We start from the raw sequence: 24,723 nt of genomic DNA, 5'->3' as shown, positions 1-24,723 counted from the left end.
CGCCCCTGCGGCGTAGGCGTCAGAACGGCCCGTGCGCGCCAGTGTGCGGGCAGGTCCGGATCTCGTTTGCGTGCTGCAGCTGAGACTTTCATCTCCACCACGCCGTCTTTCTCATCGCCTTCGATCAAGGTCCAGCGCGTGTTGGCCTTCGCTGGCACCAGAAAGTGGCGCTCTTGCCCATTACCGCTGAGCTTGCAGAGTAGTTCGGCTCCCAGAAAGCCGCGATCGAAGACCGTTAATGAGTGGTCGGGGATATCCGCCAATAGGCCCCGTGCGAAGGTGATTTCGCTTTGACGGTAAGTGCCAAAACCCGCCGCCAAAACGAGTTGGGTATCGAGCACGCACAATGTGACCAAACGCGCATGGGGATAGCTGGCAGTGGCGTCGCCCACGTAATGCGGTGCGCCGAAATGGTCCCGGTTTTCGGAACTGTCGGCAAGCTTGAGTGTGGTCCCGTCCATGGCAAGAAGTTGCAGGCCCTTGAACTGATACCGCTGCTCATCCTGCTGGTGCCAGCGCCGGGCCGAGGCGGCGAACAACCAGGCCAACGGCTCCTCGCCAAGCCGCTGCCGCGCCTGGGTTGCGGCGCTATCGGTCACACAGCGGTCCTCCAGGTCCGGTAAAGCCAAGTCCAGTTCCGCCAGCACTTGACGTACTGACCGGTGTCGGTACAAGGCCAGCGCAATCACCAGCCATACTACCTGCTGCGCGGGCAAACGCCGCTGGCGGATGCTGGCCTTGCCAGAATAGTTCAGTGCCGCCTCGATCCACTCGGCGGGTAGATGCTCGCCCAGCCGCCTCCAGTCAGGGGCTGCCAAGTCGACAGTAACAAGTGGCAGGGATTCAGATAACATGAAGGCCGCAGGTTAACAGCCCGCGGCCTCGTTTACAAGCGATCGTTGCTGAACTTGCCGCTTAACTTAACGGTATTAGGCTCTGACCCCGGTTTTTGGAAATAAAAAAGCCGCCGGCGTTGGCGCGCGGCGGCTCGTCGGCGGCGGAGCCGGGTTATTCCGGTGCCGGTTCCAGTTCGGTTTCCTCGAGGTCGGTCTCGACGACGCGCTGCAGGCCGGACAGCCGGGTGCCGTCTTCCACCGCGATCAGGGTCACGCCCTGGGTGGCGCGGCCCATCTCGCGGATCTCGGCCACGCGGGTGCGGATCAGCACGCCGCCGGTCGTGATCAGCATGATCTCGTCCGTCTCGTCGACCAGCGTCGCGGCGACGACCTTGCCGTTGCGCTCGGACGTCTGGATCGCGATCATGCCCTTCGTGCCGCGGCCGTGGCGGGTGTACTCGGTGATCGGGGTACGCTTGCCGAAGCCGTTCTCGGTCGCGGTCAGCACGGACTGGCGCTCGTTCTCGGCGACCAGCAGCGCGATCACGTTCTGGCCCTCTTCCAGGTTCATGCCGCGCACGCCGCGCGCCGTGCGGCCCATCGGGCGCACGTCGTTCTCGTCGAAGCGCACGGCCTTGCCGGCGTCCGAGAACAGCATCACGTCGTGCTTGCCGTCCGTGAGGGCGGCGCCGATCAGGAAGTCGCCTTCGTCCAGGTCGACGGCGATGATGCCGGCCTTGCGCGGGTTACTGAAGTCGCGCAGCGGCGTCTTCTTGACCGTGCCGAGGCTCGTCGACATGAACACATAGTGGTCTTCGGGGAACGTCGAGTTCTCGCCCGACAGCGGCAGGATCACCGTGACCTTTTCGCCGTCCTGCAGCGGGAACATGTTGACGATCGGCTTGCCGCGCGAGTTGCGCGAACCCTGCGGCACTTCCCACACCTTCAGCCAGTACATCCGGCCGCGGTTGCTGAAGCACAGCATGTAGTCGTGCGTGTTGGCGATGAACAGCTGGTCGATCCAGTCCTCGTCCTTCGTCGCCATCGCCTGCTTGCCGCGGCCGCCGCGCTTCTGGGCGCGGTATTCGGAAATCGGCTGCGACTTCATGTAGCCCGTGTGCGACAGCGTGACGACCATGTCCTGCGGCGTGATCAGGTCTTCCGTTTCCAGGTCGGAGGCGTTGTGCTCGATCGCGGAGCGGCGCGTGTCCTTGCCGTTGTCGGCGTACTCGGACTTCACGTGCATCATTTCGTCCGTGATGATGCTGGTGACGCGTTCCGGACGGGCCAGGATGTCGAGCAGGTCGGCGATATGCAGCATCACGTCGCGGTACTCGTTGATGATCTTGTCCTGCTCCAGGCCGGTGAGGCGCTGCAGGCGCATCTGCAGGATTTCCTGGGCCTGCTCGTCCGACAGCTTGTACAGGCCGTCGGTCTGCATGCCGTAGTGCTTCGGCAGGTGCTCCGGACGGAATGCCTCGATGCCGCCGGACGCGCCCAGTTCGGTGCGGCTCAGCATCTCGCGCACGAGGGACGAATCCCAGGCGCGCGCCATCAGTTCCGTCTTCGCGACCGGCGGCGTCGGCGCGGCCTTGATGATCGCGATGAAATCGTCGATGTTCGCCAGCGCGACGGCCAGGCCTTCCAGCATGTGGCCGCGTTCGCGCGCCTTGCGCAGTTCGAACACGGTGCGGCGCGTGACCACTTCGCGGCGGTGCGACAGGAAGCACTCCAGCATCTGCTTGAGGTTCAGCAGCTTCGGCTGGCCGTTGACGAGGGCCACCATGTTCATGCCGAACGTGTCTTGCAGCTGGGTCTGCTTGTACAGGTTGTTCAGCACGACTTCCGGCACTTCGCCGCGCTTCAGCTCGATCACGACGCGCATGCCCGATTTGTCGGACTCGTCGCGGATGTCGGAAATGCCTTCCAGCTTCTTGTCGCGCACGTTTTCGGCGATGCGCTCCAGCAGCGATTTCTTGTTGACCTGGTACGGCAGCTCGTCGACGATGATCGCGATGCGGCCGCCGTCCTTGCCGTATTCCTCGAAGTGCGTCTTGGCGCGCATCACGACGCGGCCGCGGCCCGTGCGATAACCGTCGCGCACGCCGGAGACGCCGTAGATGATGCCGGCCGTCGGGAAGTCGGGCGCCGGAATCAGCTCGATCAGCTCGTCGATCGTGCAATCCGGATTCCGGAGCACGTGCATCGCGCCGCTGATCACTTCCGACAGGTTGTGCGGCGGGATATTCGTCGCCATGCCGACCGCGATGCCGGACGAGCCGTTGATCAGCAGGTTCGGGATGCGCGTCGGCAGGACGGTCGGTTCTTTCTCCTTGCCGTCATAGTTCGGCTGGAAGTCGACCGTGTCCTTGTCGATGTCGGCCAGGAGTTCGTTCGAAATCTTGTCCAGGCGGCACTCGGTGTAACGCATCGCCGCGGCGGAGTCGCCGTCGATCGAACCGAAGTTGCCCTGCCCGTCCACCAGCGTGTAGCGCAGCGAGAAATCCTGGGCCATGCGGACCAGGGTGTCGTAGATCGACGCGTCGCCGTGCGGGTGAAACTTACCCATCGTGTCGCCGACCACGCGCGCGCACTTGAGGTAGGGACGATTCCAGACGTTGTTCATCTCGTGCATCGCGTACAGCACGCGGCGGTGCACGGGTTTCAAACCGTCGCGCACGTCCGGCAGAGCGCGGCCCACGATCACGCTCATCGCGTAATCGAGGTAGCTCTTGCGCATCTCTTCTTCCAGGGAAATTGGAACTGTTTCTTTTGCGAATTGATCCATTGTGCGGGTCGGCGCCTTCAGGCTGATTTGTTGAATTCCAAGCCCATGATTTTACCACGGCCGACCTATCAGCAACGCAATTCGGGGACAAGCGGAGGCGATAGCAAACTGGCACAATTAACGTGTTGACACATTCCTGTCATAAACATTCGTCAAGCTTGCACGCGCTTTCCGACACCTTGTTGCGCAGAAACAACGCGACAAATACCATGCACGGCAATTGGTCCATGCCTGATCGTGCGGATGTGGCGTATGTGGCAAAATGGCCGAGACGTTAATTGCTTGTTTCACAATGCGGAACCGACGTGCGATCTCGAGTGTTAATATTATGCTCACGTCTTATTGCCTCTGAGCAGTTTCGCTGCTAGAAGATTTTACCGAAAGGAAGAAGAAATATGAACAAATTGGCAACCCTCGTATTCGCAGCCACGGCCGCGATGGCGGGCAGTGCATCCGCGCAAAGCGCACCGCCGTATGCGCCGCTGACCACCGATATTCACGCTCGCACGCCGTACAGCGCTTACGTGCAGGATGCCCGTGGCGTTATCGCCCGCGATCCTTTCGGCCTGTGCTGGCGCACCGGCTACTGGACCCCGGCCGACGCGGTCCCCGGCTGCGACGCACCGCTGTGCGTGGAACCCGAGCATCTGGAAAACGGCAAGTGCGTCGCACCGCCGCCACCTCCGGTCGCCGCCCCGGCACCTGCCCCGGCTCCGGCCCCGGCAGCAGCGCCGGTCCCGACCTCGGAAAAAGTGAGCTACTCGGCTGACGCCTTCTTTGACTTCGACAAGGCCGTGCTGAAGCCGGCCGGCAAGGCATCGCTGGACGACCTGGTCGGCAAGCTGAAGGACATCAACCTGGAAGTCATCATCGCCGTCGGCCACACCGACTCGGTCGGCACCGACGAGTACAACCAGAAGCTGTCCGTGCGCCGCGCCGAAGCCGTCAAGGCTTATCTGCAGAGCAAGGGCGTGGAAGCCAAGCGCGTCTACACCGAAGGCAAGGGCGAGAAACAGCCGGTCGCCGACAACAAGACCGCCGCCGGCCGTGCCAAGAACCGCCGCGTGGAAATCGAAGTCGTCGGTACCCGCGGCAGCCGGCAGCAGTAATCCGGCCTGGCGCCCGAACAACCCCGCTCCGGCGGGGTTTTTTTATGCTTGCCGGCGCTGTGTTTTTTTCGCGACCCCATCCGTGCCGGCTACCCATTTCCGCTATCATTCCGTCCTATGACTACGACGACCAATGCCGATCCCTTAGAGATCCAGAAGTTCAGTGAACTGGCCCACCGCTGGTGGGACCCGACGTCCGAATTCCGTCCGCTGCACGACATCAACCCGTTGCGCCTGGAATGGATCAACGCGCGCGTGCCGCTGGCTGGCAAGAACGTCATCGACATCGGCTGCGGCGGCGGCATCCTGGCCGAATCCATGGCGCGCAAGGGCGCCAAGGTCACGGGCATCGACCTGTCGAAAAAGGCCCTCAAGGTGGCCGACCTGCACAGCCTGGAATCGGGGGTGGAGGTGCGCTATCAACTGATCGCGGCCGAGGACATGGCCGCAGCGGAACCGGGGCAGTTCGACGTCGTGACCTGCATGGAAATGCTCGAGCACGTCCCCGACCCGGCCGCCATCGTGCGCGCCGCCGCGACCCTCGTCAAACCGGGCGGCCGCGTGTTCTTCTCGACCTTGAACCGCAACGTCAAATCGTATCTGTTCGCCGTCGTCGGCGCCGAATACGTGCTGCGCATGCTGCCGCGCGGCACCCACGACTATGCCAAATTCATCACGCCGGCCGAACTGTCGAACTTCGCGCGCGACGCCGGCCTCATCGTCGACGGGCTGAAGGGCCTGATGTACAACCCGCTGACCAAGATCTATTCGCTGAACCAGGACACCGACGTGAATTACATGGTGGTCTGCAGCAAACCGCTCTAACGATCGCTCATGACTTTTTCTTCTTCCCTGCCCGCGCCGCGCGCCGTCCTGTTCGACCTCGACGGCACCCTGGCCGACACCGCGCCCGACCTCGCGGCGGCCGTCAACTGGATGCGCACCGAGCGTGGCCTGGAACCGACGCCGTACGCGCTGCTGCGCCCGACCGCCTCGCACGGCGCCCGCGGCATGATCGGCGCCGCCTTCGGCCTGGCACCGGGCGACGACGGCTTCGACGAACTGCGCGATCAATGGTTCGAGCGCTACCGGTCGGCGATGGCCGTGCACAGCACGCTGTTCGACGGCGTGCCCGACCTGCTGGACGGCATCGCGGCCGCCGGCATGGCGTGGGGCATCGTCACCAACAAGTCGGCGCGTTTTACCGACCCGCTGGTGCCGCTGATCGGCCTGGCGCACGCCGGCTGCGTGATCTCGGGCGACACGACGCCGCACGCGAAACCGCACCCCGCCCCGCTGCTGGAAGCGGCCCGCCGCCTGGACATCGATCCGACCCACTGCTGGTACGTGGGCGACGACCTGCGCGACATCGAAGCGGGCCGCGCGGCCGGCATGGTCACCGTGGCCTGCAACTGGGGCTATTGCGGGTCCATCGATCCGGCGACGTGGGGCGCCGACTACCAGCTCGACACGCCGCGCCAGCTGCTGCAGATGCTGCTGGAACTGGCGGATGCCGCGCGGGCTGCGGACAAGGCAGCCTGACTCACCGCGCTGACTCACCGCGCTGACTGCCGCGTCCTGCCTGCCCGGGCGGGCAGCGACGTGGAGCGGCCAATTCCCTTCTTGCCTGTGCCCCGCCGCCGATCCTGGCGGCGTTGTCCCAGCATCGCGGCCCGCTGTCGGTTAGTTGCAAATACCCTAGCAACATCGCGATCTTCGCTGGACGACACTTGCCGCCTTCCGGCTCGGCATTTACATATCTTTACGATTGATACAGGTCACTGTCTATCTCTTCACAGTGCCTCTGAGTAATCTAGAGCCATACGACAACAACGTCTCAGGAGCAGAAAAATGGAAACGATCAAGACCGCCACCTCCCGCATCCACCCGCTGATGGCAGCTGCCGCAGTGTCCGTCATCGTCGTCAGCCTGGCCGGCGCGGCCGCGATCACCGGCCTGTTGCCGAGCTCGCACAGCGCACCCGAGGCGGGCGCCACGACGGCCGCCCTGCCGATGGCCGCGGAAGCGCCCCAGGGTGGGCAGCCGCTGCAGGCCGCCTACGCCCAGCCGGCCGTCGCGAGTGCCCAGCCTGCCCCGGCCCCGGTCGTGATCAAGGAAACCGTCATCAAGGAAGTGCCGGCGAAACCGCGGCACACCGTGCACCACGCGAGCTACGCCCAGAACGATGCACCGGTTTATCATGAACCGGCACCGCGTCCGGCGGCGCAACCGAACTACGTCGCCATCGGCACGGGCGCCGTCGTGGGCGGTCTGCTGGGCAACCAGGTCGGCAGCGGCAACGGCCGCAAACTGGCCACGGTGGCCGGCATCATCGGCGGCGGCGTGCTGGGCAACCAGATCGCCAACCAGAACCAGGGGCGTTAAACAGACCTTGATTCTGCGCACCTCGCATCCATATCGGATGTGAGGGCGCGCCAAGGGCTCTCCGCTCACTGGCCGATTGCGGTACAATGAGCGTTCTCTTTCTGGGGGCGACCTGGCTTCGACGTGGGTTGCAAAGCAGAACAGGGCATACCGAGGACTGGTCACCTCGTAAATACATCCAGAAATCAATAACTGCAAACGATAACTCGTACGCACTCGCAGCTTAATCGCTGCTAGCTCTACACTACCTCGCCTCTGGGGTGGGCCGCAAGGCAAGTAGAGTCATTTACAGAGGCTAGGACTCAACCGGGTTACTTGGTTGCTTCCGAAATTTAAGGTAACTCGCTTGGTCGAAGGGTGCACATCCCCGTCGGCCAGGTTAAATTAAAAGATAGTGCTAAGTATGTAGAACTGTCTGTAGAGTGCTTGCGGACGAGGGTTCGATTCCCTCCGCCTCCACCAGTATTCAAAATAAAAGCCCTGCCGGCGCAAGCCGGCGGGGCTTTTGTTTAATTACCTCTTGAACCGAGGTATCGAATCCTCATCCTGCACGGACGAAGGCCGAGCCGGCGCGCGCCCGATCCTCCGAGTTCGATAAAACGACGGCAACGAGCACGCCGCCCGGGCGATACTGCAAGGGGCCGGCCGGGCCTGGTACGTCTGTCCGACCCCATCGAGCCGACGCCCCCGCCCAGGCGTGCCTCCCAGTCGGCCGCGTTCAAAATCCTGCTGATCGCCCCGTGAAAACTCTATAATGCTGACATGCAATTCCACCAACTATCTCTCCTGAAAATTGGCTGGGCGTGGCCCGCATCAAGCGTCGCGGACGTGGTGGTTTGCTCGACGTGAAAGATCGCAAAATCATCCGCTAACGCCACCTGGCGGCGTTGGCGCCTCTCGATAAGCGTGATCCAGACGGACGATCGCTTATGGCGACTGCGCCTTGCACGCCCTGATCGAGCTGCGGCCGTTGCGGCGAGCGGCGGCCGATTATCTACATCGAACAAGGAGCGAGCGTGGCGGCGACAAGTCATACGGTAAAGCAGGGCGAAACGATCACAAGTATCGCGTTCCAGTTCGGTTTTTTCCCGGACACGCTCTGGACGCTGCCGGAAAACCAGGCGCTGCGGGAACTGCGCGTCAATGGCGATGTCCTGATGCCGGGCGACGTGCTGACGATTCCGGATCGCCGTGCGGCCGCCTTCGACAAGCCGACATCGCAACGACACCGCTTCAAGCGGCGGGGCGTACCGGCGCGGTTGCGCCTGCAGTTTCTGTCCGACAAGGGGCCGCGTACGGGCGCAAGCTATGTATTAACGATCGATCAGCACAGGATGGAAGGTCGGACGGACGGCGATGGCGTCCTCGACGTCTTCGTACCGCCAAATGCGCAGAGCGGTGAGGTCACGATCGAAGGCGAAACCTATCAATTGCAGTTGGGAACCCTCGATCCCGTCGACGAACTGACGGGTGTGCGCAAGCGTCTGAACAACCTGGGCTTTTTCTGCGGCGATCCCGATGCGCCGCTGGATACGCAACTGGACATAGCGCTGCGTAAATTTCAGGAGCGCGTCGGCCTGCCGGTCACCGGCACGGCTGACGACGCCACTCGCGCCAGGCTGCAGCAGCTGCACGATGCCCCCGGCGCGCTCCCGGCAACCAACGCACAGGCCGCATCATGACCTTTCCCCCGCAACCCAACCGTCCGCTGAAGCCCGCCGACGTCGTCAAGCGCAGGCCGATCACCGCATCCGGCGGCCCGATCAACGCCTTTCCGTCGTCGAGCGCCATGGGGCTGACAACGCTGGGACCGCCCCCCAAAAAGGTGTTGACGATCGTCTCGTGGAATGTGCAGAAGTACGAAGAGAGCAAGGCGATACGGAATATCTACGTCAATGTCGTCATCAACCGCATCCTGGATGAGTTGAAAGCGGATATTTGCCTGCTGCTGGAGAGCCGCGAGAATAATTCGGTCAATCTCGCCGCGATCGAACACCGGCTGGCAAACCCGTCGACTTACAAGGAAGACGAGTCCAGCGAAGAAGCGTGGGATGTCAGGGAACTGGAAACGGAGGCCGCGGATGTGCTGAAGAATTCGGAGTCCGTCGCTTCGATGGTGAGCACGTACGAGATGCTGTCCACCGAATTGACCGGCAAACGCTATAAGCCCCCGTTCCGCATTTACCTGTACGACAGCGGAAAAAATGAAAAATTTTTCCCGTCGATGTCAAAGGCATTCTCCATCAACCCGCGCTCCCCCAAAAACAACCCCGTGTACAGCGGCGAGTGGAAAAGATTCTACCTGGGCAGCGACGTGCTGCGTGCCTATTACGAGCCGACCTACATCGATACGAGCGCGGCGATCGCCGATCTGGCGCTGGTGCCGCTGAACGACGTTGCCGAATCCAACGTCATGTTCCGGCTGAAATCATGCGCGGCGTGCGGCGAACGGCTCGGGATCAGCGTGGATTGCGCAGCATGCCAGGACTGGAATCCATATTCGACGGCGTCCGACAACCTGCGCAATGAAATCAAGGCGTGCGCTTTTTCCCTGGGCGGCGTTGACCTGGAAACCTATGCCATCCTGGCGCGCGGCCAGCCGCAAGGATCGTTCGACGGCGTGATCCAGATGTGTGACAAGGCGGCGCAGGCATACCGGTATCGCACTGGCCTGCTGCGGCACACGGTACCGCCTTTGGCGCCGTACACGCCGCAAGAGCGCTGCGCGGCCTACCTGTTCGGCCGTGGACACTTGGCGACTTCCACCGAAGACCAGAAGTGGCACCTGATGGCGGCGGACCTGGATGCGCGCGGGATCGATGCGGACCAGTTTGCGGAATCGGCCATGTTCGACGCGCTCGGCATTGATAAACGGGTGACGCCTCCACCCGTACCGCGGGACGATGGCAGCCGCTGGGCCGAATTTCTGACGAAATTGCAACCCAACTCGAATCCGGAGTATGTGCTGAATCGCGAAGTGGCAACGAAGGGCATCGATCCCAACCCGCTCACCCTCGGCCAGAAGCTCGATATCGTCGGCATCGCGAACTCGGTCGTGCAGCCGGAGCGCGATATGAGCCACGACGAGCGCCGCCAGGTATTCACGCAGCGGTACCCCGGCAAGGCAGTGGGGGACGTGCTGGCGCAGAATGGCGCGCACCCCAAGGCGGTGGCGTTCAGTGCCGGGCTCGACCGCATAAAATTCCCGACCATTGCTCCGCAGGGCCCGAAATTGCCCTATCTGGATCCCTCCGCAAGCACGTACGGCAGGAGCCCCTTCATTTTATCCATGTCCGCGACGCTGAGTACTGAAACGACGGCCATCGACTTCCCGGTGGTTGGTTTTCATGCCCCGTTTGGCGACGATAACGCGAAGGGCATGCAGATCCGCGTCGATGCCGTGCTCCAGATGCTCGACGCCGATGCGGGCGACAAAAAGCGCCTGGGCGATCACGACAATGCGATTATCATCGGCGACCTGAACCTCGACCCGACCGAAAGCCTCGGCAATATGAAGGGCGCCGCCGCGGGCCGCGCCTATTCTGGCCTGCTGGCGGCGGGATTCGAGCCTGCGATACCGAAAGTACCGAGCTCGTTGACGACGGTCTTCAACAGCAAAAAGAAGACGAGCAGCGATGGCCCTTACAAGCGCTTCGAAGACGTGCCATATCAAAAACTGGGTGGCGATGTCACAAGCTTTACCTCGAGCGCCTACGACAATGTCCTCGTGCGCGGGCAGAAACTCCAGTCGAAGATCGTGACCGCGGCCGTCGTCGACGTGGTGGGGTGGATCCAGGATGAGATCGCCAAAGGCACCGTCGACCCGGCGGGCGCGGCGCATGACTGGCCGGGTTTTACCAACCTGACGCCGCTGCAGCAAGCGTTTTTCATCTACCGGAACTATGTCAGCGACCATCTTCCGGTCGTGGTCGACATCGAGGTGGAGCCGCTGAAACCCGAGTTCTACAAATTGCAGCACGATCTGTCGCTGTATCGCAGGATCAGGGATCAACGCGACCGGATACGGGTGCACCGTCTGGCTTACACCAATTGCGCGCACGTGGATACCTGGCCAGCCGTGGCACTGCTCACGCTGGAAGGTCCCAAGGCCGACTTCCATATCGCCGTGGTGACCTCGCTTGCTCCGACGTACATGAATGTCGAAACGGCGGACGGACCGCTACAGTTGCCGCTGGCTAAGAGCCCTCAGGGCATGATAGTGCCCGACCTCCCCGTTGCGATCGTGCATGTAAAGGGCGCCAAGCCGTACGTCCACCTCGCTATCGGCCTTTCCGAACCGAGGGAAGCAATCACAGTGATCGAGCCGCAGGGACAGAGCGCCTTGGTGTTCGTGATGGGAAAAATCATGCGGATATCCAGCGACGGCAAGAAAATGCGTGTGGCCGTAGACCGGTATCGGTGCGTATTGCCGGTACCGGACAACTGCAGCCTTCCGCCCAAGGTCGGCGGCTATGCGATGGCATTGCTCGAGGGCTGCCGTGAAGAACAAATCAACATGGTGGTGTGATGGCATGTTGATCATACGTCAATTTCAAATGGATTCGATGGCGCGAGCGGGTGGGGAACGCTTGCTGGAACAGGTCGCCGGCGCCGTGCAGGCGGCATCGCCGGGCAAGCCGGTAGACGCGGCAGCGCTGGCTGAAACGGTTGACTTTGCGCGGCGGTGCGGCCTGACGCAGGCGCAGCAGGTCGCGCGCATGGCAGTCGCGCTTGACGGCATGGCGCCGGCGGATTTACCGCGCGACGTATCGGGTTCGCTTCTGGCCTACGGCGGCGATCCCGAGTCCAAGCTGGCGGCGCTGGAAAGCTGGTCCGGGAGCCAGCGCGCGGCCCAAGGCCAGGATGGCGCCGGATCCGACGCGCAGGCCGCTCCGCCCCCTGCGGACATGCGCAGCAACACGGGACAGTCCAGCGCTCGCGTCAACGTGGCGCCGGCAGCGGTCGTCGAGGCGTGTCCGGAACGGCAATCCACGCATTGGCTCGAGATCGAACTCGTGGGCGAGGATGGCGCGGGCATCTCGTGGGCCGCGTACGAAGTCGTGTTGCCGTCGGGCGAGGTAACTGCAGGCTACCTCGATGGGGAGGGATTCGCCCGTTTCGATGGCCTCACGACGGCCGGAAGCTGCAAGATTCGTTTTCCAGAGATCGACAAGGATGCCGTGTCGTTCATGGAGAGCACAAGCGAACGTCCCCGGTAGACAGATCAGGGATCGCCGCCGATTGCTGACGAGGAGGCCTGGACTAGCATGCTGCCGCGGGGTCCACGCCGGCAAGCGCCAGTTCGCGCGTGCGCATGCGCTGCCCGTCGAGATCGAACTGGCGCAGGCCGGCACCGCCGGGCGCCTCGGCCAGCAGCCGCGCCACCGGGCCGAGCAGCGCCTTGAACTCGGCATCGGTGCAGGTGGGCAGATAGACGTTCAGCACGCGCGGGTCGTAGAAGCGGAACGCCAGTTCGCGGCCGGCCTCCGTCCTGACCCGCAGGAATTTCTTGAAATGGAGACGCTGGCGCGCCAGCGTCACGTCCGGCGCCGCCGTCGTCAGGATGCCCCAGGACTTGCCCCAGCCGCTGCGCAGCAACCGGTTGGTGGTGAGCGAATTCGCCGCCAGATGCACCAGGTAAGGCGCGGCGGCCTGCAGGCGCGGATGCAGGTTGCCCGTGTACAGGCAGCTGTATTCGAGCCCGCCGGCCCGCAGCAGGCCGAAGATGGCCGGATCGCGCGCGCCGTCCAGCAGCCAATAGGCCTGCTGGCGCGACGTGCCGTCGCCGTCGGGCCAGAGGACGCCTGTCAATGCCTGCAGTTCCGCGTCGGTCATGCCGCGGCTCCCGCGCGCTCGCGCCGGCGCTGCTCGCAGATTTCGCAGAACGGCGCGCCGGACTGGGCGGCCCGTTCGAGCGTTTGCGCCTGCGCGATCTGGTCCGCCGCTTCGGGCCACTCGGCGGGCGCTGCGACCGCCGCACCGGCGGCAGCCGCCGCGGGCGATGCCGTGCGCGCCGCCGCGGGCGTCGGGCTGCGCCCCGGCGCCGCCGACGCGGCCGCGCTACTGCCCGCGGCGCTCGCCGCCCCACCTCCGCCACCGCCACCGCCACCGCCACCGCCACCGCCAGTGGATTGCCGCTGGGCGTGACGGCTGACTTTCCACGCGCCGCGGCCCAGCCGCCAGGCGCCGGCCGCGATGACGTCGTCGTCCGTCAGGCGGTCCAGGCCGACGACGTCCGCAGCGAGGGCAGCCCGCAGGCGGGCCATGCAGCTCGCGTCGTGGCGGTGCCGTTGCAGGAAGCGGCTCGCGCTCCATTCATCCGCGAACGCGATCGTCGCGTCGACGCAGTTCGGACAGCGGTCGGCGAACGAGTGGATGTGGAGGGTTTCCCCGACGGTTTCTAGCGTGAGCGTGATGTGCATGCGTGGTCGGAGCGGCCGCCTGGTCGATGTTCTTGCCAAGGATACAAGGGAGCGCGGCGGCGTACAAGCCCACGCGCCATGCTGATTTTATTGCCGCACGATGACGATACCGTTGAAATCTCAACAGCTGTCCGTTTCATGTCCCCGCGCCCGCCGGCGAATGGATCGACACGTCGAATGGCGAGTTCATGCGCAGCTTATGCATTTTTGCTTCACCTCGGCCACTTCCAACGATAAATAGAACATCGACGCTTATCGGCCACCATGCGCAGTTGCCGGCATTTACACCAAAACTATTCCTTTTTAAATCAGCCACTTATGGATTACATTTTCAGGAAATTTCCCAATCCGATCTGTGCCCGGTAGATAAGCGTCAATACCACGACGAATCACGCTTTACAGACCTTCGTGCGGGCTTACGATGGGTGAACGCAGGCGCAATAAGTCAATGCAAAATATTGTTGCGATACGCCCATTGGCCTCTGTGTAATAACGTGATGGGTCATCACGTCGGTTGATCGTTTTCTTAACCATCTAGGAGTATGAACATGGCAATCAATGTCGACAACTGGGGTTATATCAATGGTGGCTCCACCATCGAAGTCGGCCTTTTAATCAATGACGGTCAGGATTTCGGTGCGCAATTTTTCGAAGGAAAGCCGCAGGATGCCAACAACACCCTTACGACCGATAATGAGGGTATTTCCTTTGGCACCGATGGCAAGCATGCCTATTGGTTCCAGCTGCATTGTGACGGCGTCGGCACGCGCTACGCGCTGTGCGGCGGCGGATTCACGGCCGATTAACAAAGCACTGACACACGGAGGATGCCATGAAAGTGAATATGACCGTCATTACCGACCCCAACAGCACCCGGTTTCTGGGCGCCATCAGGACCGATCCCGTCATGATCGGCAAACAGAAAATCCAGCCCATCTTTCGGCAACGCCACGATCAGGCGCATCATCAGGTGCAAGTCGAGGAAAGCCAGGTACAAGGGCGGCCTGTCGCTGAAGCGGCAGAGCATCTGATGTCGCTGATCAAGCACTAAGCAGAAAAGACGGACGAGGCGGAGGACACTCCGCTTCGTACTTTTGTACGGCAAACGAACTACCGCTCAACGAGTTCGCGATAAAAATATGTCGTATCGCACAATCCTCCATCGGGCCACAGCGCGAACCCGGGCACGACACCCAGCCTGGTCCAGCCCATGCGCGCATACAAGCGCTCCGCATCCTGGCTGGCCGTATCCAGCACCAGCAGCGTCTTGCCGGCCGAACGCGCCGCCCTCTCCGCCGCATCCATCAGCGCCGCGCCGATACCCTGCTTGCGCGCACGCTGCATCACGAGCATCTTGCACAAATCGGCCCGGTGCGGCTGATTGTCCGGTTGCGCCAGCACGAGGTGTACGGTGCCGACGATGCCGACCTCGTCCTCGGCCACGAACAACGCACGCCTGCCGGCCTCGACGTCGGCGGCGAGCCCACGCCACCATGCCGACGCCCGATCGCTGGAAAACGGCCGCATGAACCCGACAGACGCCCCACCCTCGACACAATCGAGCAGCACGGCGGCCAGCCCGTCGATGTCGGCATCGGTCAGCGTATCAACACGGCGAACGCGGCAACTCATGGTCAGCTCCTGGCAAGCGTGGTAAGGACGACGGCATAGCGCGCCGGCACGTCCCCGGGGTTGTGGAAGGAATTCGGTGCATCGAGCGGGATGGCGAGGCAGTCGCCGGTCTCCAGCAGCCACGATTCGGCGCCGTAGGCGATCTGCATCCTGCCTTCCAGGATCCAGATCTGTTGCAGCACGGCAGGCGTGCGGGCGCCGGCCTCGTACGTCACGCGCGCATGCGGCGGAAACGTGACGTCGACGATACGCGTCGGCGACTGGGCTCCTTCCGGCGAGACATTGCGGCGCAGGTAGCCGGAATGCGGGTCCTGCCAGGTGACCTGGTCGGCAAGGCGCGCGACGGGCTCCGGCTTGCGCGCCGGATCGTCGAACAGCGATGCCAGCGGCACGCCGAGGCCGGCCGCGAGTTTGTCGAGCACGACGGCGGTCGGACTGGTCTCGCCCCGCTCGATCAGCGACAGCATCGAGCGGCTGACGCCGCATTGGGTCGACAGCGCATCCAGCGACAGTCCCTGCGCGCTGCGTAGCAGCCGCACCTGTTGGGCGATACGCCCGTTGACGGAGGAATCTTCTTTCATAATGGATTAATTCTCCAGTATGAAAGAGCCTTCGTCAACTATTTTGGATTAGTTATCCAATTTACTGGATGACAGAACGCGGTCAGGACGTCGGCCCAGGGTCCGTCCCAGGCGCGACAAGCAATTCCTTGAGCAACATGTCATTGAACGCCGGCAGATCATCGGGCTTGCGGCTCGTGACGAGACGCGCGTCCAGTACGACTTCCTCATCGGTCCATTCCGCGCCCGCATTCGTCAGGTCGTGCTTGAGGCTGGGCCAGCTGGTCAGGTGCCTGCCGGTGGCGACGCCCGCGTCGATCAAGGTCCACGGACCGTGGCAGATCGCCGCGACCATCTTGTCCTCGGCATCGAAATCACGGATGAATGCGATGGCTTCCTTGCTCATGCGCAGTTGATCCGGATTGGCGACACCGCCCGGCAGCACGAGGCCGTCGAAATCGGCCGGCCTCGCATCGCTCACGTTCATCTCGACCTTGAAGCGGCCGGCCGGATGCAGGTGGTCGAAGCCCTGCACTTCATCGCCGGCGGCCTTGGGCGCCAGCAGGACGACAGTCGCCCCCTGCTCTTCCAGGAAGGAACGCGGGCTCGTGTATTCGATCTGTTCGACGCCATCCGTCATCAGCATGGCGATGCGCTTGCCTTGTAAGGGCTTGCTGGCAACTTGTTCCATATCAACTCCTTTTGGTCGAATATATCGAGACGATCATCCATTCTAGGCAGGGGATGCGGGATGCGTCGCACGCCGCGGGCGCGCAAAAAAACGCCGGCGCGCAGGCGGCCGGCGTTTCGCTCACGTTAAAGAATATGTCAATGCTTCGTCTGCCCGGCCGACTGCAGTTCGCTCAGCAGGGCCTGGTTGAAGGCCGGGATGTCGTCCGGCTTGCGGCTCGTGACGAGCTTACCGTCGACGACGACGGGTTCATCGGTCCATTCCGCCCCGGCATTCTGCAGGTCGAGCTGCAAGGTCGGCCAGCTGGTGACGTGCTTGCCGGTGACGAGGTCGGCGTCGATCAGCGTCCAGGGGCCGTGGCAGATCGCGGCGATCGGCTTGTTCTCGCGGCCGAATGCGCGAATGAAGGTGATCGCTTCCATCGACAGGCGCAGCTGGTCCGGGTTGGCGACGCCGCCCGGCAGCACGAGCGCGTCGAAGTCGGCCGGGCGCGCGTCGCGCACGTCCAGTTCGACCTTGAACTTGTCGGCCGGGGTCAGGTGATTGAAGCCCTGGATCTCGTCGCCGGTGGGCTTCGGGGACACGAGCGTGACCTCGGCGCCCTGTTGTTCGAGAAAGCCGCGCGGGCCCGTGTATTCGACTTGCTCCACGCCATCCGTCATGAGGATGGCTACGCGTTTGCCCTGCAGGGCCTGGTTCGTTCCTCGTTGCATGTAACCTCCGTGTCAGCGTTCAAAAATAGCTAAGCAGGAAGTGCATTGTAGATTTGCCCGATCCGGAACGGCGCGCGCGAAGATATGGCCGCGTCAGCCGGACAGCGCCTGCCACACCAGCCACAGATTGGCGCTGGAGATGACGACGAACAGGAACCACGACAGCCCGGACGTCCACCAGGCATTGACGAACTGCCCCATCAGGTCGCCTCTTCCCGTCAAACGGATCAGCGGATACATGGCGAACGGCAATTGCAGGCTCAACACGACCTGGCTGCCGACGAGCATCTTGCCGATCGCGTGATCGCCCAGCATGAGCACGCCGACCATGGCCGGCCCCAACGCCAGTGCGCGCGTGAGCAGGCGGCGCTGCCAGCCAGGAATCCGGAGTTTCAAAAACCCTTCCATGATGACCTGGCCGGCGATGGTCCCCGTGAACGTGGAACTCTGGCCGGACGCCAGCAGCGCCAGGCCGAACAGGATGGCCGCCGCCGCCGTGCCCGCCACTGGAGCCAGCAGGTAATAGGCCTGGTCGATGTCCATCACGTTGCCGCCGCCCGGTTTATAGAACGCGGCGGCGGCCAGCACGAGGATCGCGCCGTTGATGAACAGCGCGAGAAACAGCGACACGACGGTATCGACGCGCGACAGCCTGATCGCTTCGGCCAGGCGTGTGCCGTCCTGGTTGAGGTCGTGGCGCATGATGCGCGTCTGCACGACGGACGAGTGCAGGTACAGGTTATGCGGCATGACGGTCGCGCCGAGGATGCCGATGGCGAGGTACAGCGCGTCGCGCCGGCCCAGCTTTTCCAGCGACGGCACGAGGCCCGCCATCACGGCGCGCGGGTCCGGGTCGACGAGGAACAGTTCGGCGAACAGGCAGGCGCCGATGGTCAGGATGAGCCCCAGCACGATGGCCTCCAGCCGCCGGAATCCCTTGCCCTTGAGGCCCAGCACGATGATGGTATCGAGCGCCGTCAGCGCCACGCCGACGGGCAGCGACACCCCCAGCAGCAGCTTGAACGCGAGCGCGCAGCCGAGCACTTCGGCCAGGTCGCACGCGATGATCGACAGTTCGGCGAATGCCCACAGACCCTTCGCATGGACCGGCGAATATTGCTCGCGACAATGTACCGCCAGATCCTTGCCCGTGACGATGCCGAGCCGCATGCTGAGGCATTGCAGCACGATGGCCGCCAGGCTGGACAGCACAACGACGAACAACAGGTCGTAACCGAACTGGGAGCCGCCCTGGATGGCGGTGGCCCAGTTGCCCGGGTCCATATAGCCTACCGACACGAGCAGCCCGGGGCCGGCATAGCGCAGGATCTTTTTCCACAGCGGACCATTCTCGGGCACGTTGACGGTGCCTGAGACTTCGGACGGGCAAAAAGGCGCGTTGGCGTCGGTCGGTCGTTTGAGCATGAGGGCAAGATAGCACGGGGATTCCCGCGCACGCCGTGTGCCGCCCGAGCCCGCCGAAAACCGGCGCCCTGGGGCGCCGGCGCGAACCTCAGCCGATACCCGAATCGACGCCCAGCACGCGCAGGCGCGCGCGCAGGCGGCGGATCTCGTCGGCCATGTCGACCACGAGCGCGGCGAGGTCCTCGTTGGCGTCGAAGTCGCGCTCGACGCTCAGCAGGCGCCGGGCCCGGGCCAGGTCGTTGCTGCGGAAACGCCAGCTCGTCACCTGCACGCTGATCTCGCCGCCCAGCACGCCCGCGCGCACGTGTTGCACGACCCAGTCGGGTTCCACGTTGCAGGCGCGCGCCAGTTCGTCGAGGGTCAGCGCCACGTCCTCCAGCAGCACGCCGGTGAGAATATCGTCATGCATCGTTCAGGCTCCTATGCGTTCGCGTGGATTGAAGGCAAGGTCGCGCGCCATTGCCTCGTACAGCTCGCGCGCCCGATCGCTCGTGGCGGGCGGCAACACCACGTTCAGCATCAAGTACAAATCGCCCGGCGTCCTGGCGGGAATGCCGCGTCCTTTCAAGCGCAGCTTGCGCCCGCTCTGCGACCCCGGCGGTACCGTCACTTCGACCGTGCCGGACGGCGTCTGCACCGGGATGCTCGCGCCCAGCGCCGCCTCCCACGGCGCCACGGGCACGTCCTGGTACACGTGTGTTCCTTCGACGCGATAGCGCGCGTCGGGGTTCAACTGGATTTCCAGGTACAGGTCGCCGGCCGGCCCGCCGCCGAATCCGGGATGCCCCTGCCCGCGCATGCGCAGTTGCTGGCCCGGCGTGACGCCTTGCGGGATGTTCACGCTGAGCGTCTTGTCCTGCATCGTCACCTGGCCCTGCGCATCGTGCTGCGGGACGCGCAGGCTGATGGTACGCGTGGCGCCCTGGTAGGCGTCGCGCAGGTCGATGGCGATCGCCGCGTGGACGTCCTCGCCGGGCATCTGAAAACCGCCGCCGCCCGCGCCTGCGCCTCCGCGCGCGCGCCGGCCCACGTGGGAGAACAGGTCGTTGAAAAAATCGTCCGCACCGGCGCCGCCGAAATCGAACTGCGTGCCCCAGTCCGGCGGCGGCTGGAAGCCCTGGCCGGGCCGATGGCCGCGGCCCAGCTCATCGTAGGCGGCCCGCTTTTCGGCGTCGCCCAGCACGTCGTAGGCTTCGTTGATTTCCTTGGTCTTCGCGTCCGCGTCCTTGTGCTTGCTGACGTCGGGGTGGTACTGCCGCACCAGCTTGCGGTAAGCCTTCTTGATCTCGTCCTGGGTCGCCGTTTTCTCGACACCGAGCGTCTGGTAGTAGTCCTTGTATTCCACGAGCGTCGCTCCCGATCGGGTTGGATGGTTGTTGACCCGTATGTTGAGGCGGGGGGCTTGCTTTTCAATTACTATCAAGGCGCTTCGTGTCGAGAAACCGCTATCAACCCAAAATGACATTTATTTATCGCATTGATAGAACGCCGATTTCCTTTAGCCAGCTTTTCAGCAACGATGGCCAGGCGGCTATCGGATGGTCTTTTTCCCGAAGACCGAAAGCGTGTCCGCCCTTTGCAAACAAATGAACCTCTGCCGGTACACCTGCCTCATTGAGCGCCCGGGCATACAGCGTGCTATTGCAGATGGGGTCGACCGGGTCGTCCCAAGCTTGCACCAGAAATGTGGGCGGCGTTTCCTTCGTCACGTGAATGCTTGATTCGAGTGCTCCAGAGCGACAAAGGTGACCCGGATAAAGCGCAATAGCAAAATCGGGGCGACTGCTTAGCTCGTCCACAGGATCAACCGTTGCGTAGGCAGACGAGACAATATTGCTGACCTGCGCCACCAAATAGCCCCCTGCCGAGAAGCCGATGACGCCGATCTTTCGCGGGTTCAGGTTCATCTCTCTCGCCTTCGATCGCACGAGCTTTATGGTCCGCTGCGCATCCTGTAGCGCGAGTGGTATCTTTGGAAAGATTCTGCATCGACATTTTTCGTCAAAGTAGTCATTCCCGCCGGGGACGCGGTATTTGAGCAATACGCAAGTCATCCCCTGGGATGTCAGCCAATCGCAGATCTCGGTACCTTCCAGATCGATGGCCAAGACTCGGAATCCCCCGCCGGGAAATACGATGACAGCAGCTCCGGTGTTGAGGCCCTTCGGCGGGTACACGGTCATCGTCGGGTTGCTGACGTTATTGATCTGCATCCATCCACCGTGTCCTGTTGCAGGAACTACCGACTCTGGCTGTTCAAGAGACGTTGCATTAGGTATTGCACCAGGCCAAATGGCAATCTGCCGATGTTCCGGCGACGGCTGCCAAGTCGCTGCTTGGGCCGATGCGAAATTGATCAAGAACAAAGCAAGACTTATCAAGAAACATATACGCACTGTCTTTCCCCTGTAATGGTTTATAGCTCAAAGCCACTTCCCAGGCTTCACTAGAAGTGTCTATCAGACAAGGCCTCCATGGGCAAACGTGTGATGAACTGGCCGGACTACGTGATGAGTTACCGGCGTAGCCTTGGCGCCGGCACCGTCCGCGGCTCATGCTCGATGGGCTACAGCATCGCCGGCGTGGAGCCTTCCGGGACGGCCCCTATCCCGTGTTCATCGACATCGTGGGCACCAGCGAGACCGACAACAATGCGGCGGCCATGGCGGCTGTCGACGATATGGTGGCCCAAGGCTATGTCGCGGCCACCGTCGACTATGCGCCCTCCCGGTTCGGCACCAGTTCCGTGCTCGGCGCCAAGTCGAGCTGCATGTGCAATCCGAACAGCGCGCTGAGCACCGTGTCGCAGTTGTGCTCGCGTGCGACGGCCGGTTGCAGCAAGGGCATCGTGGCCAGCGGCTTCAGCCAGGGGTCGATCCTGGCGCTGCTCGCCAAGAACGACGACGCGCGCGTGCAGGGCCTACGGCATGGGCACGACCAACGTCTATGCGACGTACGATCTGTCGACCTGCGTGTCGAACGGCAACCGCACACTGCCCAGCGATCGCCTGCGCGCCGTCGACGGAGAGCGGGACAATTTCGCTGGCGGCGCGCGGTCGGCCGCCGACCTGGCTGCAGAACGTCACGGGGCCGACATGCGCTGCCGGGTCCTATGCCTGCATGAACGGCAACAACAGCGGCTGGATCATCGTCAAGAACAGCCAGGTCGGCGACGGCGCGACCGACCACTGCCATATGCGGTCGCCCGGCGACTGCGTCGGCAGCCAGAACGTCCTGGACAGCAACGGGAACAACGGCACGGCGAACTGGAGCAAGGACGCCAACCCGCAGTGGCTCACCAACTTCACGACCAAGCGAATCGCGACGCCGTTCGATGATGCATGCTTGATGCATGACGCATCGTGTTCGCCCGGCCGTCATTAGCATTTCAACCAGTATCCGGCCATGAACGGCAGTGCTAGATTCCTCGTGTTGCCGTTCGTCCAACAAGGGGAAAATCATGGTGAGCAAATGGGTCAGGCGCACGAGCATCGCATTGGCGGCACTCGCCCTGCTGGGCCTGGCGACGGTCGGCGTCGGCAAGGTGCTGGGAGAACGCAAGATGGCGCGCAGCATCGCGCTGGACGTGCGTCCGCTCGACATCGTGCCCGACGTCGCCCGGGTCGACCACGGTCGCTACCTGTACAACACGCGCGGCTGCGCCGAGTGCCACGGTGCGGACGGCGCCGGCAAGACCGTCGTGCGCGACGGCGGCATGCTCGTCGTCGCGCCCAACATCACGGCGGGTCCGAACGGCACCACGGCGCACTACCGCGTCGTCGACTGGGTGCGCACCGTGCGCCATGGCGTCAAGCCGAACGGCAATCCCGTCATGATCATGCCCAGCGAGGATTACAGCCGCCTCAGCGACGAGGACATGGCGGCGCTGGTCGCCTACCTCGAGCAGATGCGGCCCGTGTCCGGCGCGAAGGCCGTCGTCGACGTGCCCGTGCCCGTCAAGGCGCTGTACGCGTTCGGCATCATCAAGGACGCTTCGGAAAAGATCGACCACGCGCTCGCGCCGCCGCAGGCCGTGCCGGCCGCCGTCACGCCGGCGTATGGCGCCTATGTCGCCGCCACCTGCATCGGCTGCCATGGCGCGGACCTGGCCGGCGGCCGCGTGCCGGGCGCGCCGCCGTCGTGGCCGCCCGCCGCCCGGCTGGCGCCCGGCAAGGGCAGCGCGATGAACCGGTATCCGACGCCGGACGCCTTCATCGCCATGCTCCGGACGGGCCACCGGCCGGACGGCAGCGCGGTCAGTACCGTGATGCCGTTCGGGTCGTTCCGGCAGATGAACGAGACGGACCTGCGGGCGCTGTATTCCTATCTGAAGTCGGTGCCGGGAACGACATTGGCGCAGCGCTGAGGCAGTCCCGCGCCCGTCGCGCGCCGGTCACACGGGCTTGGCAATTCCTCAGTAAAATGCGCGGTTTCTCCCAGCAAACCGAACATGACGAATTTGTCCAGCACCGGCGCCCGCGCGGCGCATCCCGTCCGCACCGAGGTCGCGACGCTGTGGCGGCTCTCGTGGCCCATGCTCGTGGGCCAGCTCGCGACCGTCGGCATGGGCGTGGCGGACGTCGCCATGACGGGCCACGTCAGCGCGGCCGAACTCGCCGCCGTGTCGCTCGGCACGTCCGTGTGGTCCATCATCCTCGTGACCGTCATGGGCATCATGATGGCCGTGAACTCGGTCGTCTCGCACGAGATGGGCGCCGGCCGCTACGACCGCATCTCGCACTCGGTGCGCGAGTCGCTGTGGATGGGCTTCGGCGTCGGTGTCGCGGGCTGCCTGGCCGCGAACCTGTGCACGCTCGTATTCGACCACATCGGCCTCGACGCGGCCGTGGCCGACCGCGCGTCGACGTTCCTGCACATCATCAGCTTCGGCATGCCCGCGTTCGCCTGCTACCGCGCGCTGTACGGCTACACGACGAGCATCAACCAGACCAAGCCCATCATGGTCATCGCCATCTGCGGCCTGCTCTACAACATCGTCATGAACTGGCTGTTCATCTTCGGTGAGTTCGGCCTGCCCAAGCTGGGCGCGCTCGGCTGTGCGCTGTCGACGGCGACGGGCATGTGGCTGATGCTCGGCGCGATGGTCTGGTGGATCAAATGGGGCGTCGCCTACCGCCTGACGTATCCGTTCACGCGCTGGGAAGGGCCGAACTGGAAAGAGATCGGCAGCATGCTGCGCCTGGGCCTGCCCATCGGCATCACGTATTTCGCGGAGGTCAGCGCGTTCGGCATCATCAGCCTGCTCGTCGCGCGCTTCGGCGTGATCGAAGTATCGGCGCACCAGATCGCGCTGAATTTCGTTTCGCTCGTGTTCATGGTGCCCCTGAGCTTCGGCATCGGCGCGCTCACGCGCGTGGGCCAGGCGATGGGCGAAGGCAATCCGGTGCGCGCGCGCTTCGTGGCGTGGGTCGGCACCGGGATGTGCATCGCGTTCGGCCTGCTGTCGGCCATCTGCATCGCCTTATTCCGCTGGCAGATCGCGGCGATGTACACGTCGGACGCGGGCGTCCAGGCCACGTGCGTGATGCTGCTGCTGTTCGCCGCGCTGTTCCAGTTGTCGGATGCGACGCAGGTCGCGGCCGCGTCCGCCATCCGCGGCTACAAGGTGACGCGCTCGCCGATGGTGATCCAGATGATCGCGTTCTGGGGCGTCGCCCTGCCCGTCGGCTGGATTCTCGGATTGGCGCCGGACTGGTTCCCGTGGTCGCCTGGCAAGCCGATGGCGGCGACGGGCTTCTGGATCGGTCTCGTGCTGGGCCTGACCGTGGCCGCCGTGCTGCTGGCGTGGTCGCTGAACCAGTTGTCGAAGCTGCGCGTCCGCGAGGTCGCCTGAAGTCGTGAATTCGGGGTCAGAGCCTAATGCCGTTAAGTTAAGGTTCTTCGAAGGCGGCGCTCGGGATAACGCTGGGGCTTGGCTTTAGTGACCCGGTCGAACTTTCGGCCGGGTCGGTAGACATTCAGTTCGAGTAGCATCCTTTCACGCATACGTTTCAAGACGCCAGGTATGTTTCCTTGGGCCTGCAAGGCCGCGACATGCTGCATCTCGAATTGAAATGCTGACAAGGCGAACACAAAGCTGATATCACTAGGGGCGCACTTGGCTTGTTCAGCGGTGCGCGCCATTTCCAGGCGTACCAGGTT

Annotated in this window: 25 protein-coding genes, 1 other RNA gene and 1 pseudogene; 14 read left to right on the top strand and 13 right to left on the bottom strand. The window is 63.6% G+C overall.

Annotation, left to right across the window (positions count from 1 at the left end):
• Positions 1-854, bottom strand: an 854-nt coding sequence (locus tag U9J41_RS28260; protein ID WP_322405506.1) for an IS4 family transposase, incomplete at its 3' end; no start/stop codon positions are given.
• A gap of 154 nt (positions 855-1,008) precedes the next feature.
• On the bottom strand, positions 1,009-3,624 hold the full coding sequence (gene gyrA, locus U9J41_RS28255) for a DNA gyrase subunit A (RefSeq protein ID WP_322405505.1): 2,616 nt from the start codon (positions 3,622-3,624) through the stop codon (positions 1,009-1,011).
• 395 nt (positions 3,625-4,019) lie between these two features.
• On the opposite strand from gyrA, the gene ompA reads away from it, so the two are divergent.
• The 8 genes from ompA (at position 4,020) to U9J41_RS28215 (ending at position 12,337) form a co-directional block, all read left to right on the top strand.
• Positions 4,020-4,733: an outer membrane protein OmpA gene (gene ompA / locus U9J41_RS28250; protein ID WP_322405504.1), complete on the top strand. Its 714-nt coding sequence runs from the start codon at positions 4,020-4,022 to the stop codon at positions 4,731-4,733.
• Positions 4,734-4,850: 117 nt separating this feature from the next.
• Positions 4,851-5,558: a bifunctional 2-polyprenyl-6-hydroxyphenol methylase/3-demethylubiquinol 3-O-methyltransferase UbiG gene (gene ubiG, locus U9J41_RS28245; protein ID WP_322405503.1), complete on the top strand. Its 708-nt coding sequence runs from the start codon at positions 4,851-4,853 to the stop codon at positions 5,556-5,558.
• 9 nt (positions 5,559-5,567) lie between these two features.
• Positions 5,568-6,275 (top strand): HAD family hydrolase, encoded by a 708-nt coding sequence (locus U9J41_RS28240; RefSeq protein WP_322405502.1) that lies wholly within the window; start codon positions 5,568-5,570, stop codon positions 6,273-6,275.
• Between the two features lie 309 nt (positions 6,276-6,584).
• On the top strand, positions 6,585-7,118 hold the full coding sequence (locus U9J41_RS28235) for a glycine zipper 2TM domain-containing protein (RefSeq protein ID WP_322405501.1): 534 nt from the start codon (positions 6,585-6,587) through the stop codon (positions 7,116-7,118).
• A 103-nt stretch (positions 7,119-7,221) separates the two neighbouring features.
• Positions 7,222-7,580, top strand: a transfer-messenger RNA (tmRNA) gene (gene ssrA / locus U9J41_RS28230).
• Between the two features lie 554 nt (positions 7,581-8,134).
• Positions 8,135-8,800 (top strand): peptidoglycan-binding protein, encoded by a 666-nt coding sequence (locus tag U9J41_RS28225; protein ID WP_322405500.1) that lies wholly within the window; start codon positions 8,135-8,137, stop codon positions 8,798-8,800.
• Positions 8,797-11,646 (top strand): exonuclease/endonuclease/phosphatase family protein, encoded by a 2,850-nt coding sequence (locus U9J41_RS28220; protein ID WP_322405499.1) that lies wholly within the window; start codon positions 8,797-8,799, stop codon positions 11,644-11,646. The genes U9J41_RS28225 and U9J41_RS28220 overlap by 4 nt, the downstream gene beginning before the upstream one ends.
• A complete protein-coding gene (locus U9J41_RS28215; RefSeq protein ID WP_322405498.1) occupies positions 11,618-12,337 on the top strand; it encodes a hypothetical protein in 720 nt (239 codons plus the stop codon). Before U9J41_RS28220 ends, U9J41_RS28215 begins: the two co-directional genes overlap by 29 nt.
• A gap of 43 nt (positions 12,338-12,380) precedes the next feature.
• On the opposite strand, the gene U9J41_RS28210 is transcribed toward U9J41_RS28215, so the two are convergent.
• Both U9J41_RS28210 and U9J41_RS28205 read right to left on the bottom strand, forming a co-directional pair.
• Positions 12,381-12,953 carry a DUF4123 domain-containing protein gene (locus tag U9J41_RS28210; RefSeq protein WP_322405497.1) on the bottom strand — a complete coding sequence of 191 codons (573 nt, stop codon included), beginning with the start codon at positions 12,951-12,953 and terminating at the stop codon, positions 12,381-12,383.
• Complete coding sequence (locus tag U9J41_RS28205) at positions 12,950-13,540, bottom strand: hypothetical protein (RefSeq protein WP_322405496.1); 591 nt, start codon at positions 13,538-13,540, stop codon at positions 12,950-12,952. The genes U9J41_RS28210 and U9J41_RS28205 overlap by 4 nt, the downstream gene beginning before the upstream one ends.
• Positions 13,541-14,088: 548 nt before the next feature.
• Between U9J41_RS28205 and U9J41_RS28200 the strand changes: the two genes are divergently transcribed.
• Entirely contained in the window at positions 14,089-14,346 is a 258-nt protein-coding gene (locus tag U9J41_RS28200) for a hypothetical protein (protein WP_322405495.1), read from the top strand.
• A gap of 26 nt (positions 14,347-14,372) precedes the next feature.
• Complete coding sequence (locus U9J41_RS28195) at positions 14,373-14,591, top strand: hypothetical protein (RefSeq protein WP_322405494.1); 219 nt, start codon at positions 14,373-14,375, stop codon at positions 14,589-14,591.
• A gap of 59 nt (positions 14,592-14,650) precedes the next feature.
• Here the strand turns inward: U9J41_RS28195 and U9J41_RS28190 are convergent, their stop codons facing one another.
• The 8 genes from U9J41_RS28190 to U9J41_RS28155 all read right to left on the bottom strand — a co-directional run bounded on the left by U9J41_RS28190 (position 14,651) and on the right by U9J41_RS28155 (position 20,774).
• Positions 14,651-15,172 carry a GNAT family N-acetyltransferase gene (locus tag U9J41_RS28190; protein ID WP_322405493.1) on the bottom strand — a complete coding sequence of 174 codons (522 nt, stop codon included), beginning with the start codon at positions 15,170-15,172 and terminating at the stop codon, positions 14,651-14,653.
• A gap of 2 nt (positions 15,173-15,174) precedes the next feature.
• Positions 15,175-15,753 (bottom strand): helix-turn-helix domain-containing protein, encoded by a 579-nt coding sequence (locus U9J41_RS28185; RefSeq protein WP_322405492.1) that lies wholly within the window; start codon positions 15,751-15,753, stop codon positions 15,175-15,177.
• A gap of 82 nt (positions 15,754-15,835) precedes the next feature.
• Positions 15,836-16,423, bottom strand: coding sequence for a type 1 glutamine amidotransferase domain-containing protein (locus U9J41_RS28180; RefSeq protein ID WP_322405491.1), 588 nt, complete (start codon positions 16,421-16,423; stop codon positions 15,836-15,838).
• A 137-nt stretch (positions 16,424-16,560) separates the two neighbouring features.
• Complete coding sequence (locus U9J41_RS28175; RefSeq protein ID WP_322405490.1) at positions 16,561-17,136, bottom strand: type 1 glutamine amidotransferase domain-containing protein; 576 nt, start codon at positions 17,134-17,136, stop codon at positions 16,561-16,563.
• Between the two features lie 93 nt (positions 17,137-17,229).
• Complete coding sequence (locus tag U9J41_RS28170) at positions 17,230-18,561, bottom strand: Nramp family divalent metal transporter (RefSeq protein ID WP_322405489.1); 1,332 nt, start codon at positions 18,559-18,561, stop codon at positions 17,230-17,232.
• 88 nt (positions 18,562-18,649) lie between these two features.
• The gene (locus tag U9J41_RS28165; RefSeq protein WP_322405488.1) at positions 18,650-18,970 is read right to left on the bottom strand and encodes a chaperone modulator CbpM; all 321 of its coding nucleotides are present in this window, start codon (positions 18,968-18,970) and stop codon (positions 18,650-18,652) included.
• Between the two features lie 3 nt (positions 18,971-18,973).
• Positions 18,974-19,906 carry a DnaJ C-terminal domain-containing protein gene (locus U9J41_RS28160; protein WP_322405487.1) on the bottom strand — a complete coding sequence of 311 codons (933 nt, stop codon included), beginning with the start codon at positions 19,904-19,906 and terminating at the stop codon, positions 18,974-18,976.
• 124 nt (positions 19,907-20,030) lie between these two features.
• Positions 20,031-20,774, bottom strand: a complete 744-nt coding sequence (locus U9J41_RS28155) for an alpha/beta hydrolase (protein WP_322405486.1) — start codon at positions 20,772-20,774, stop codon at positions 20,031-20,033.
• Positions 20,775-21,172: 398 nt separating this feature from the next.
• On the opposite strand from U9J41_RS28155, the gene U9J41_RS28150 reads away from it, so the two are divergent.
• The 4 genes from U9J41_RS28150 to U9J41_RS28135 all read left to right on the top strand — a co-directional run bounded on the left by U9J41_RS28150 (position 21,173) and on the right by U9J41_RS28135 (position 24,415).
• On the top strand, positions 21,173-21,685 hold the full coding sequence (locus tag U9J41_RS28150) for a hypothetical protein (RefSeq protein ID WP_322405485.1): 513 nt from the start codon (positions 21,173-21,175) through the stop codon (positions 21,683-21,685).
• Positions 21,682-21,945, top strand: a complete 264-nt coding sequence (locus U9J41_RS28145) for a hypothetical protein (protein ID WP_322405484.1) — start codon at positions 21,682-21,684, stop codon at positions 21,943-21,945. The genes U9J41_RS28150 and U9J41_RS28145 overlap by 4 nt, the downstream gene beginning before the upstream one ends.
• 76 nt (positions 21,946-22,021) lie before the next feature.
• Positions 22,022-22,927: a c-type cytochrome gene (locus U9J41_RS28140; protein ID WP_322405483.1), complete on the top strand. Its 906-nt coding sequence runs from the start codon at positions 22,022-22,024 to the stop codon at positions 22,925-22,927.
• Positions 22,928-23,011: 84 nt separating this feature from the next.
• A complete protein-coding gene (locus tag U9J41_RS28135) occupies positions 23,012-24,415 on the top strand; it encodes an MATE family efflux transporter (protein WP_322405482.1) in 1,404 nt (467 codons plus the stop codon).
• 32 nt (positions 24,416-24,447) lie between these two features.
• Here the strand turns inward: U9J41_RS28135 and U9J41_RS28130 are convergent.
• A pseudogene (locus tag U9J41_RS28130) lies at positions 24,448-24,723 on the bottom strand (IS4 family transposase); the annotation flags it as partial.

Origin of the sequence: Massilia luteola (assembly GCF_034420155.1) — a bacterium.
GTDB classification, from domain to species: Bacteria; Pseudomonadota; Gammaproteobacteria; order Burkholderiales; family Burkholderiaceae_D; genus Telluria; species Telluria luteola.
The sequence above is the reverse complement of the archived record's forward strand: the minus strand, read 5'-3'. Positions and strand labels throughout refer to the sequence as shown.

What these genes read in the sequence shown, in the direction of transcription:
- gyrA (WP_322405505.1), bottom strand. Translation starts at nt 3,624, where the DNA reads ATGGATCAATTCGCAAAAGAAACAGTTCCAATTTCCCTGGAAGAAGAG.
- ompA (WP_322405504.1), top strand. Translation starts at nt 4,020, where the DNA reads ATGAACAAATTGGCAACCCTCGTATTCGCAGCCACGGCCGCGATGGCG.
- ubiG (WP_322405503.1), top strand. Translation starts at nt 4,851, where the DNA reads ATGACTACGACGACCAATGCCGATCCCTTAGAGATCCAGAAGTTCAGT.
- U9J41_RS28240 (WP_322405502.1), top strand. Translation starts at nt 5,568, where the DNA reads ATGACTTTTTCTTCTTCCCTGCCCGCGCCGCGCGCCGTCCTGTTCGAC.
- U9J41_RS28235 (WP_322405501.1), top strand. Translation starts at nt 6,585, where the DNA reads ATGGAAACGATCAAGACCGCCACCTCCCGCATCCACCCGCTGATGGCA.
- U9J41_RS28220 (WP_322405499.1), top strand. Translation starts at nt 8,797, where the DNA reads ATGACCTTTCCCCCGCAACCCAACCGTCCGCTGAAGCCCGCCGACGTC.
- U9J41_RS28210 (WP_322405497.1), bottom strand. Translation starts at nt 12,953, where the DNA reads ATGACCGACGCGGAACTGCAGGCATTGACAGGCGTCCTCTGGCCCGAC.
- U9J41_RS28205 (WP_322405496.1), bottom strand. Translation starts at nt 13,540, where the DNA reads ATGCACATCACGCTCACGCTAGAAACCGTCGGGGAAACCCTCCACATC.
- U9J41_RS28200 (WP_322405495.1), top strand. Translation starts at nt 14,089, where the DNA reads ATGGCAATCAATGTCGACAACTGGGGTTATATCAATGGTGGCTCCACC.
- U9J41_RS28195 (WP_322405494.1), top strand. Translation starts at nt 14,373, where the DNA reads ATGAAAGTGAATATGACCGTCATTACCGACCCCAACAGCACCCGGTTT.
- U9J41_RS28190 (WP_322405493.1), bottom strand. Translation starts at nt 15,172, where the DNA reads ATGAGTTGCCGCGTTCGCCGTGTTGATACGCTGACCGATGCCGACATC.
- U9J41_RS28185 (WP_322405492.1), bottom strand. Translation starts at nt 15,753, where the DNA reads ATGAAAGAAGATTCCTCCGTCAACGGGCGTATCGCCCAACAGGTGCGG.
- U9J41_RS28180 (WP_322405491.1), bottom strand. Translation starts at nt 16,423, where the DNA reads ATGGAACAAGTTGCCAGCAAGCCCTTACAAGGCAAGCGCATCGCCATG.
- U9J41_RS28175 (WP_322405490.1), bottom strand. Translation starts at nt 17,136, where the DNA reads ATGCAACGAGGAACGAACCAGGCCCTGCAGGGCAAACGCGTAGCCATC.
- U9J41_RS28170 (WP_322405489.1), bottom strand. Translation starts at nt 18,561, where the DNA reads ATGCTCAAACGACCGACCGACGCCAACGCGCCTTTTTGCCCGTCCGAA.
- U9J41_RS28165 (WP_322405488.1), bottom strand. Translation starts at nt 18,970, where the DNA reads ATGCATGACGATATTCTCACCGGCGTGCTGCTGGAGGACGTGGCGCTG.
- U9J41_RS28155 (WP_322405486.1), bottom strand. Translation starts at nt 20,774, where the DNA reads ATGCAGATCAATAACGTCAGCAACCCGACGATGACCGTGTACCCGCCG.
- U9J41_RS28145 (WP_322405484.1), top strand. Translation starts at nt 21,682, where the DNA reads ATGAACGGCAACAACAGCGGCTGGATCATCGTCAAGAACAGCCAGGTC.
- U9J41_RS28140 (WP_322405483.1), top strand. Translation starts at nt 22,022, where the DNA reads ATGGTGAGCAAATGGGTCAGGCGCACGAGCATCGCATTGGCGGCACTC.
- U9J41_RS28135 (WP_322405482.1), top strand. Translation starts at nt 23,012, where the DNA reads ATGACGAATTTGTCCAGCACCGGCGCCCGCGCGGCGCATCCCGTCCGC.